Source organism: Microbacterium sp., assembly GCF_031178525.1.
Lineage (GTDB): Bacteria > Actinomycetota > Actinomycetes > Actinomycetales > Microbacteriaceae > Microbacterium.
Genome location: NZ_JAPSJA010000093.1, coordinates 1 through 9,305, shown reverse-complemented (window position 1 = coordinate 9,305; position 9,305 = coordinate 1). Strand labels below are relative to the sequence as shown.

Below are 9,305 nucleotides of genomic sequence, written 5' to 3'. Positions count from 1 at the left end.
GCTTCGGCGTGCGCGCGATCGCCGTGGAGGACGCCGAGTCCGCGCGGCCGCGCGTGATCGCCACCGGGGCGGACGGCGAGCGGATCGAGATCGAGGCGGATGTCGTCGTCGGGTCGGACGGATCGCGCGGCGTGACGCGCGAGACCGTCACCGGATCGCACGGCGGGTTTTACCGCGAGTACCCGTTCGCGTGGTTCGGGGTGCTGTGCGAGGCGCCCCCGTCGGCGGAGGAGCTGATCTACAGCAACTCGCCGGACGGCTTCGCGCTGATCAGCCAGCGCAGCGCCACCGTGCAGCGCATGTACTTCCAGTGCGACCCGGATGAGGACCCTGAGCGGTTCTCGGAGCGCGAGCTGTGGGACATCCTGCAGGCACGCGTGCCGGGCACGACCCTGAACGAGGGGCCCATCTTCCAGCGCGACGTGCTGCGGTTCCGCAGCTTCGTCGCGCACCGGCTGCGGCGCGGCCGCGTCGTGCTCGTCGGCGACGCCGCGCACACCGTGCCCCCCACCGGCGCGAAGGGGATGAACCTCGCGGTCGCCGACGTCGTGCTGCTGGCCGACGCGCTGAGCGCGCTGCTGCGCGAGCGGGACGAGCGGCTGCTCGACGCCTATCCCGAGCGCGCGCTCGCGCGGATCTGGAAGGCGCAGCACTTCTCCTGGTGGATGACGAACATGCTGCATGTCGCGCCCGGAGCGAGCGATTTCGACCGGCGTCGCCAGGTCGGAGAGCTCCGCTCGGTCGTCGAGTCGGAGCACGGCAGGGCCTACCTCGCCGAGGCCTACACGGGCTGGCCGCTCGCGCGCTGACTCAGCCCGTGCGGCGCTCGCGGGCCCGTCCCGCGGTGGCCGCCGCGATCCCGAGCAGCACGGCACCGGTCATGCCGGCGGTCACCGGGATCGCGGTGTCGTCGCCCCAGAGGCCGCCGAAGGGGGAGGCGACCGCGCCGAGCGAGAACTGGAACAGGCCGAGCGTCGCCGAGCCTGCTCCCGCCGCGAACGCCGCGCGGCCGAGCGTGAGGGCGGACGCGTCCGACATGGTGCCCGCGCATCCCGCCGCGAACACGCATACGAGCGGCACCCACGTGGGGAGCCCGAGCGTTCCGGTCAGCGCCAGCAGCAGCAGGGCGGCCGCCGCGGCGAGCGACACCAGCTGCGCGGCACGGAGGGCGCCGGCGGCTCCCCGTCGTCGCACGACGCGGGCGTTCAGCCAGGCCCCGAGCACGAACGAGACCGATCCCGCGGCGAACGTCAGCGAGTAGACGAGCGGGGACGCGCCGAACACGTTCTGCACGACGAAGGACGACGATCCGATGTACAGGATCAGCGCGCCGTAGCCGAGCGCGAACGCCAGCGCGTAGCCGACGAACGCGCCGTCGCGCACGAGCCGCCAGAGGCTGCCGACGAGCGGTCGCACGCGGGCCGGATGCCGCCGCTCGGGAGGCAGCGACTCGGGGATCGCGACGACCGTGACCACGAGCATCGCGGCCGAGACGATCGCGAGACCGACCAGGGCCGCGCGCCATCCGCCCCACGAGGTCAACAGCGCGCCGAGCGGACTGCCGACGACAGGTCCGATCCCCATGGTCGCGATCAGGATGCTGATGCCCCGTGCGGCCCGCTCGCCCGTCGCGAGGTCGGCAACGATCGCGCGCGCGAGCGCCGCGCCGGCCGATCCGCTGAGGCCCTGAACGAGCCGCAGCGCCACGACCCATTCGAGCGACGGCGCGGCGGCGGCTGCGAAACCCGCTATCGCGAACACGGAGAACGCGGCGAGCAGCGTGCGGCGCCGCCCGAGCGCGTCCGAGATCGTGCCGATGCCGAACTGCCCGGCCGCGGATCCGATCAGGTACGCCGTCAGCGTGAGCTGCACCGCAGCGGCCGTCGCACCGAAGTCCTCCTGGATCGAGGGGAAGGCGGGCAGGTACAGGTCGGTCGACAGGGCGCCGGCCATGCCGACGAAGCCCAGCGCCGCGAGCCGACCGCGGGTGAGCTCGTCCCGGGTGCCCGCCGTCACCGCCTCAGCCGACCCGCGCCTCATCCGGCCGGAACCCGCGCTTGGCGAGCTGGATCTGCTCGTACACGTGGTGGCGCAGCTCGGTGAAGCGCGGCAGCGCCCGCGTCTCGAGCTGATCGCGCTGATCGGGCAGGTCGATCACGAGGTCCTCCTGCACCACCGTGGGCGACGACGACAGGATGATCACGCGCGACCCGAGATAGACCGACTCGTCGATGTCGTGCGTGACGAACAGCACCGTGACTCCGAGGCGCTCGCGGATCGATCGCACAAGGTCCTCGAGGTCCGCTCGGGTCTGCGCGTCGACGGCCGCGAACGGCTCGTCCATCAGCAGCACCTCGGGCTGGTACGCGATCGCGCGGGCGATGGCCACGCGCTGCTGCATGCCGCCCGACAGCTGCCACGGGTACGACTTCGGAACGTGCGCGAGGCCCACGCTCTCGAGCGCCTCTGCCACGAGCTCCGCGCGCTTCGCCCTGGGCACTCCGGCGTTCTTCAGCGGCAGCTCGACGTTGTCGGCGACGCGCAGCCAGGGGAACAGCGACCGGCCGTACTCCTGGAACACCACGGCCATCTTCTTGGGCGGTCCCGTGACGCGCTTGCCGTCGAGCAGGACCTCGCCGCTCGTGGGCTCGAGCAGACCCGCGATGCACTTCAGCAGCGTGGTCTTGCCCGACCCGGAGGGGCCGACGAGGCAGGTCAGCTCATTGCGCCCGAGGTCGAAGGTCAGATCGCGCACGGCCTCGATGTCACCGCCGTCGGTGCGGTAGACCTTCTTCAGGCCGCGCACCGAGAGCAGCGTCTGCTCGGGGGGAAGGGTGCGGCCGTGGCCGATGGCCGTCGAGGCGGCGATGTTCTCAGGAGGCATTCTGCAGATCCTTCAGTCCGTGGTACCAGCGCAGGATGCGGCGCTCGACGAGCTTGAACAGCAGCGAGACCGCGAAGCCGAGCAGCCCCAGCAGCAGGATGCCGCTCCACATCTGCGGAACCGCGAAGCTGCGCTGCAGCTGGATGATCGAGAAGCCGAGACCCGACGAGGCGTAGAGCATCTCGCTGATGACCATCAGGATGATGCCGATCGGCAGGCTCTGCCGGACGCCCGCCAGGATCTGCGGCGCCGCGGACGGCAGCACCTGGTAGCGCACGCGGTTCAGGCCGTGGATGCCGTACGAGCGGCTCGTCTCGGTCTGCACCTCGTCGGCCGCGCGCACGCCCTCGATCGTGTTGAGGATCACCGGCCAGATCGCGCCGAACGCGATCACGGCGATCCTCATGTCGTCGCCGATCCCGATCACGAGCGCGAAGATCGGGATCAGCACGGGCGGCGGGATCGCGCGGAAGAACTCGAACACGGGCTCGGTGAACGCGCGCAGCCCGCGGCTCAGCCCGACGCCGAGGCCGATCAGCATGCCGAGCACGATCGCGAAGGCGGTGCCGGCGGCGAAGCGCCCGAGGCTCGGCAGCACGTCCGTGAAGAACCTGTCGCCGATCCAGGTCTCGAAGAACTGGGTCACGAGCGGCACGGGCTTCGGCACGAAGATGCTCGTCGCCCCGAGCGACGCGATCCACCAGATCGCGATGAGGATCACCGGCAGCCCGAGCGCGTACGCGAGGGCGATCAGCGACTTGCGCATCAGGCGTCCCCTCGCACGGACTGGTGCCACGACAGCAGGCGGCGCTCCGCCGCGCGGACGCCGAGGTTGATCACGACGCCGAGCAGTCCGGTCAGCAGCACGAGCGCGTAGGTCGAGGCGTACAGGCCCGCGTCCTTCGCGAGACCAGCCTGCTTGCCGACGCCAGGCGTGCCGATCACCAGCTCGGCCGTGACCGCCAGGATGAGCGCGACCGCGGCGGCAAGGCGGATCCCGGTGAGCAGATAGGGGAGCATGGTCGGGAACACCACGTCGCGCACGCGCTGCCACCAGGTGAAGCCGTAGCTGCGCGCCGTGCTCATCGCGACCGCGTCGACGTCGGCGACGCCGTAGAGCACCTGGATGAAGATCTGCCAGAACGCGCCGTACGTGATGATGAGCAGGCTCTGCTGGAGCGGCACCGCGAACGCCAGCACGGCGAGCGGGATGAGCGCGACCGACGGGATGGGGCGCAGGAACTCGACGGTCGATCTCGTGGCGCGCGACAGGAACGGAGACAGGCCGATCACGACGCCCAGCGGCACGGCGAGCGCCGACGCCAGAAGGATGCCGAGCGCCCAGGCCCCCAGCGTCTGACCCACCGCGACCCACGTGCCGGTCAGCGCGGCGTTCGCGCCGAACGTCACGAGCACCTCGGACGCCGGTGGCAGGTACGTCGCATTGACGATGCCGGTGCGGGAGGCGAGCTCCCAGATCAGCAGGAACGTCAGGACACCGGCGAGGCCGAGGAGCAGGCGGCGGGGTCGGAACCGCCGCCGCCTGCGCCGGGCCTGCGCCACCGCCACCGTGCGGGTGATCGTGTCGTGGGGGGCGAGGGAGGTCATCGGATGGGGCCTGAAGGTGTCGACCGAAGCGGGTCGGTCAGTCGAGGATGACCGTGTCGAGGTCGGGCGCGCTCTCCAGGAAGGCGAACTTCTGCGCGAGGTCGCTGAGGTCCGTGATCAGCTGCGGGTCGAGCTCGGCGTCCAGCCGCTCGAGGCGCAGGTTCGCGGCCGCGGCCTCGGGCATGCCCGTGAACTCGGCGATCGTCTGGCCGAAGCCCTCGCGGTCGTCCGTCGCCGCGGCGAGCGTGTCGGCGACGGCGCCGCGCCACGCCTCGACGAGCTCGGTGTCCTCGGCGACCGCGCCCGACGTGAAGCTCACCATGGTGGGCAGGCCGGGGATCGCCTCCTGGTTCGGGTGGCCCACGACCGTGTACTTGTCGGGATCGGCGACCGCCATCGACAGGAACGGCTCGGGGATCCAGACCGCGTCGACGTTGCCGCCGTCGAGCTGGGCAAGCGCATCCGGGAAGGCGACCTCGATGTACTCGACCGCGGCCGGGTCGCCGCCGTCCTTCTCGACGGCCTCGCCGATCGTCAGGTCGCCCTGGGTCTTGACGGCGTTGACGGACACCTTCTTGCCCTCGAGGTCGGCCCACGACTCGATGCCCTCGCCGGCGCGGGCGACGACCGCGTTGATGTCCTCGCCCTCCTCGAGGGAGAACGAGTAGCCCGACGCGATGCGGACGTCGACGCCCTGGCTCGCCGCAGTGAGCACGGACAGCGGGTTGCCGACGCCGAAGTGGTACTGACCGGTCGAGACGGCGGGCAGCATGGCGGCGCCGCCCTGGGCCATCTGGACAGTGACGTCGAGGCCGTGCTCTTCGAAGATCCCCTCGTCGATGCCGTACTGCACGGCCGCCGCGGGGGCGATCGCGAGCAGGCCGACCGTGATGGGCGTGAGCTCGCCGCCGCCGCCGTCGGCGGGAGCGGTCTCGGTCTCGGCGGGGCCGCTCGGCGAGCCGGAGCTGCACGCGGCCAGAGACAGGATGCCGGCCGCGGTGAGCGCGACGGCGGAGAACAGACGGGTACGGGACATGGTGCTCAGTGACTCCTTCGTGACTGAGGGGGCGCCGGAGCGCGGGGTTGGCCCCAGTGAACACCGGGCCGTTGAGGATGTCAATGGTTGCGAATGTCACGGGATCGCATCGACGCGTCCCGATCGCTCCTCAGGCGGGGAAGGCCAGGCGCAGCAGCAGCTCGCGCAGCTGCGCCTGCTCGTCCGCGGCGAGGACGTCGAGCGTCTCGTCCTCCGACTCGCGCACGGAGCGCGCGGCCGCAGCGTGCACGCGGCGACCCTCGTCCGTGGCGACCACGACCTTGGCGCGACGATCGTTCTCATCGGGCTCGCGCGCCACGTAGCCCCGCTGCTGCAGGTCGTCGACAAGGGCGACGACCTGACTCGGGTCGAGCCACAGGTACTCCGCGATGTCCCGCTGCGACAGCCGGGCCTCGGCGACGGCCAGGGCCAGCACCGTGTAGGACCGCACGCGCAGGCCGTGCTCGGCGAGCGCGGCGTGGGTCGCCGCGAGGGACCGGGCGTTCGCCCGCGCCAGGAGGAACGCCGTGTCGTTCACGAGGGGGCGGTGGGCCTGCAGCTCGCTCTTCATGCGGCGACTCTAGCAAGATGGACGACGTCAATCGTTGACAATCTCAAGAATCTGCGCTTGCATGATCCCGATCGAAGGAGATGCACATGACGCTCACCGGCAAAGTCGCCATCGTCACCGGATCGGGCCGCGGGCTCGGTCTCGCGTATGCACAGGAACTCGCCCGACAGGGCGCATCCGTCGTCGTCAACGACGTCGACGAGGCGACCGCCGCCGCGGCTGTCGAGTCGATCACGCAGTCCGGCGGCACCGCGACCGCTGTCGTCGCGGCCGTCGGCCCGACGCAGTCCGCGACGCAGCTCGTCGATGCCGCTTTCGACGCCTACGGGCGGCTCGACATCGTGGTCACGAACGCGGGTGTCCTGCGCGACACCGTGCTGTGGAAGATGAGCGACGACGACTTCGACACGGTCATAGGCGTGCACCTGCGCGGCACCTTCACGGTCGTGCGCGAGGCAGCCATCCGCCTGCGCGAGCAGGGCGAGGGCGGCCGGATCGTCACGATCGGATCGCCCACGGGGCAGCGCGGCAACTTCGGTCAGACGAACTATGCCGCCGCCAAGGCGGGCATCGTCGGCATGGTGCGGACGTGGGCGATGGAGCTCAAGAAGGCCGGCATCACGGTCAACGCGGTGATCCCGGTGGCGGCGACGGCCATGACCGCGACCGTGCCGTACTTCGCCGCGGCCGTCGAGGCCGAGGAGAAGGGCGAGCCGATGCCGGCGTTCTTCCGGCACGACCTCGGCTTCGGCACGGCCGACGACGTCGCGGGACTCGTCGCCTATCTGGCCTCCGACGCCGCGGCCGGCGTCACGGGTCAGGCGATCGGCGTGGGCGGCGACCGCCTGCAGCTGTGGTCCCACCCCGAGCCTGTCGCGACGGCCTACCGCGAGGGCGGATGGACGTACGACGCGCTCGTGGAGTCATTCGAGACGCAGGTCGGCGAGCTGCAGTCGGTCGGGGAGACGTTCCCGCCGCTTCCCGAGGACCTGCAGCGGGGCTGACGACGATGACGCGCTACGAGCCGGCGATCGACCTCGAGCGGATCGAGGCGATCGACACGCACGTGCACATCGAGATCGATGCGCACGGCCACTCGTCGCTGCCAGGTGATCTGCAGGAGGCGGCGAGCCGCTACTTCCGCACCGACGGCCCGCGGCCGGACCTCGACGCGATCGCCGAGTACTACCGCGAGAGGAGGATGGCGGCGGTCGTCTTCACGGTCGATGCCACGACGAATCTCGGCCAGGCGCCGATCTCCAGTGCCGACATCGCTGAGGGCGCCGCACGCAACAACGACGTCCTGATCCCGTACGGCTCGGTCGATCCTCTCCGCGAGGACGCCCTCGAGGCCATGCGCCGGCTGCTCGACGACGGCGGGGTGCGGGGCTTCAAGTTCCATCCGACCGTGCAGGGATTCTCGCCCGACGACGAGCGGTTCTTCCCGCTGTACGCCCTGCTGGAGGAGGCGGGTGTCCCCGCGCTGTTCCACACCGGCCAGACGGGCATCGGCGCGGGCATGCCGGGCGGCCGCGGGCTCCGGCTGGCGCTGTCGAACCCCATGCTGCTCGACGGCGTCGCGGCGTCCTTCCCCGGCCTGCAGATCGTCATGGCGCATCCGTCCGTGCCGTGGCAGGACGAGGCGCTCTCCGTGGCGACCCACAAGCATTCGACGTGGATCGACCTGTCGGGCTGGAGCCCCAAGTACTTCCCCGCCGAGCTCGTGCGCTACGCCAACTCGATGCTCAAGGACCGGATCCTGTTCGGATCGGACTTCCCGCTGCTGACGCCGGATCGATGGATCCGCGATGCCGAGGCCGCGCAGACGTTCAAGCCCGAGGTGCTGCCGGGGATCATGAAGCACAATGCCGCGCGCCTGCTGGGGCTGACGTGATGCGCCGCGCTGTGCGACCGGAGTGAGCGAGGGGACGACGACGTGACCGAGTCGACAGATGCCGTGCTCGACCGCTACGGCTTCGCGGAGCGCCACCTGAGCGGCGCCGCTCGCGAGGTCCTCGCGGGACTGGCCGACGTCTTGACCCGCGATGTCGTGCCGCTCATGGCCGACGCATGGGAGCGCGCCGTCATGCCCGACACCGTGCTGGACGCGCTCATCCCGCTGCGGCTCATGGACCCCGAGGGCGTGACACCGCGTGAGGCCGATTCGAGCATGTTCTCGGGATTCCGCTGCTTCACGCTGGCTCGCGCCGACGTGTCGGTCGCCACGCTGTACACGGCGCAGGCCGGGCTGTTCCGCACCGTCGTCCGCTTCGGCGGGTCGGCCGAGCAGGCGGCGCAGTGGGATCCGCTCGTGACGTCGTTCGCGACGCGGGGCGTGTTCTGCCTCACCGAGCCGGATCACGGCTCGGATATCGCCGGTGGGATGGTCACCCGTGCGCGGCGGGAGGGCGACGCGTGGATCATCGACGGCGAGAAGCGCTGGATCGGCGCGGCCGATCGTGCCGACGTGCTCGCGGTGTTCGCCCGGGACGAGGCCGACGGGCAGGTCAAGGCCTTCCTCATCGACCGCCGCGCCGAGGGGGTGGAGGTGGACGTCATCTCCGGGAAGGTCTCGCTGCGCCCCGTGCAGAACGCGCACATCACGCTGCGTGGCGTGCGCGTGCCGGAGGAGCGGCGCCTGCACGGCGTGAACTCGTGGCGCGATGTCGCCGCTCTGCTGCGGCGCATGCGCTCGGACGTCGCATGGATCGCCACCGGGCTGCAGGCGGGGGCTCTCGACGCCGCCGTGCGGTACACGACGCAGCGCGCGCAGTTCGGCCGTCCGCTCGGTGGCTTCCAGCTCGTGCAGGAGAAGCTCGCCCGCATGCTCGGCAACGTCACGTCCTCGCTCGCGCTCGCCGCGTCGCTTTCCGCGAATCAGGACGCGGGGATCTGGAGCGATGAGAACTCGGCGCTGGCCAAGATGGTCACGGCCGAGCGGGCCCGCGAGACGGCCGCACTGGCGCGCGAGCTGCTCGGAGGCAACGGACTGCTGCTCGCACACGACGCCGCCCGCTTCTTCGCCGATGCGGAGGCGGTCTACTCGTACGAGGGAACGCACGAGATCAACGCCCTCATTGTCGGACGCTCGCTCACGGGCGCATCCGCATTCGTCTGAACACCACTCCGGGAGGAACACATGCCCACCACCGCCACCTTCGATGAGCTCACCTCGCTCGCCGGCCGCGACCTCGGCTGGACCGAGT

Annotated in this window: 10 protein-coding genes; 4 read left to right on the top strand and 6 right to left on the bottom strand. The window is 71.0% G+C overall.

The features are described from left to right. On the top strand, positions 1 to 809 hold an 809-nt coding region (locus RIF89_RS07840; protein WP_309068571.1), incomplete at its 5' end, for an FAD-dependent monooxygenase. Between the two features lies 1 nt (position 810). On the opposite strand, the gene RIF89_RS07835 is transcribed toward RIF89_RS07840, so the two are convergent. The 6 genes from RIF89_RS07835 to RIF89_RS07810 form a co-directional block, all read right to left on the bottom strand. After that, complete coding sequence (locus tag RIF89_RS07835; protein ID WP_309068570.1) at positions 811 to 2,016, bottom strand: Bcr/CflA family efflux MFS transporter; 1,206 nt, start codon at positions 2,014 to 2,016, stop codon at positions 811 to 813. 4 nt (positions 2,017 to 2,020) lie between these two features. Then, entirely contained in the window at positions 2,021 to 2,884 is an 864-nt protein-coding gene (locus RIF89_RS07830) for an ABC transporter ATP-binding protein (protein ID WP_309068569.1), read from the bottom strand. Then, entirely contained in the window at positions 2,874 to 3,650 is a 777-nt protein-coding gene (locus RIF89_RS07825; RefSeq protein WP_309068568.1) for an ABC transporter permease, read from the bottom strand. The genes RIF89_RS07830 and RIF89_RS07825 overlap by 11 nt, the downstream gene beginning before the upstream one ends. Continuing rightward, positions 3,650 to 4,492, bottom strand: coding sequence for an ABC transporter permease subunit (locus RIF89_RS07820; protein WP_309068567.1), 843 nt, complete (start codon positions 4,490 to 4,492; stop codon positions 3,650 to 3,652). Before RIF89_RS07820 ends, RIF89_RS07825 begins: the two co-directional genes overlap by 1 nt. A 37-nt stretch (positions 4,493 to 4,529) precedes the next feature. Further along, complete coding sequence (locus RIF89_RS07815; RefSeq protein WP_309068566.1) at positions 4,530 to 5,528, bottom strand: ABC transporter substrate-binding protein; 999 nt, start codon at positions 5,526 to 5,528, stop codon at positions 4,530 to 4,532. A gap of 130 nt (positions 5,529 to 5,658) precedes the next feature. Next, positions 5,659 to 6,099, bottom strand: a complete 441-nt coding sequence (locus RIF89_RS07810) for a MarR family transcriptional regulator (protein ID WP_309068565.1) — start codon at positions 6,097 to 6,099, stop codon at positions 5,659 to 5,661. A gap of 86 nt (positions 6,100 to 6,185) precedes the next feature. On the opposite strand from RIF89_RS07810, the gene RIF89_RS07805 reads away from it, so the two are divergent. From RIF89_RS07805 to RIF89_RS07795, 3 genes are read left to right on the top strand one after another with little or no spacing between them, the layout of a single operon-like run. Beyond that, positions 6,186 to 7,103 carry an SDR family NAD(P)-dependent oxidoreductase gene (locus RIF89_RS07805; RefSeq protein WP_309068564.1) on the top strand — a complete coding sequence of 306 codons (918 nt, stop codon included), beginning with the start codon at positions 6,186 to 6,188 and terminating at the stop codon, positions 7,101 to 7,103. Between the two features lie 5 nt (positions 7,104 to 7,108). Next, positions 7,109 to 7,993, top strand: a complete 885-nt coding sequence (locus RIF89_RS07800) for an amidohydrolase family protein (protein ID WP_309068563.1) — start codon at positions 7,109 to 7,111, stop codon at positions 7,991 to 7,993. 42 nt (positions 7,994 to 8,035) lie between these two features. Then, positions 8,036 to 9,217, top strand: coding sequence for an acyl-CoA dehydrogenase family protein (locus RIF89_RS07795; protein ID WP_309068562.1), 1,182 nt, complete (start codon positions 8,036 to 8,038; stop codon positions 9,215 to 9,217). The last annotated feature ends 88 nt before the right edge of the window (positions 9,218 to 9,305 follow it).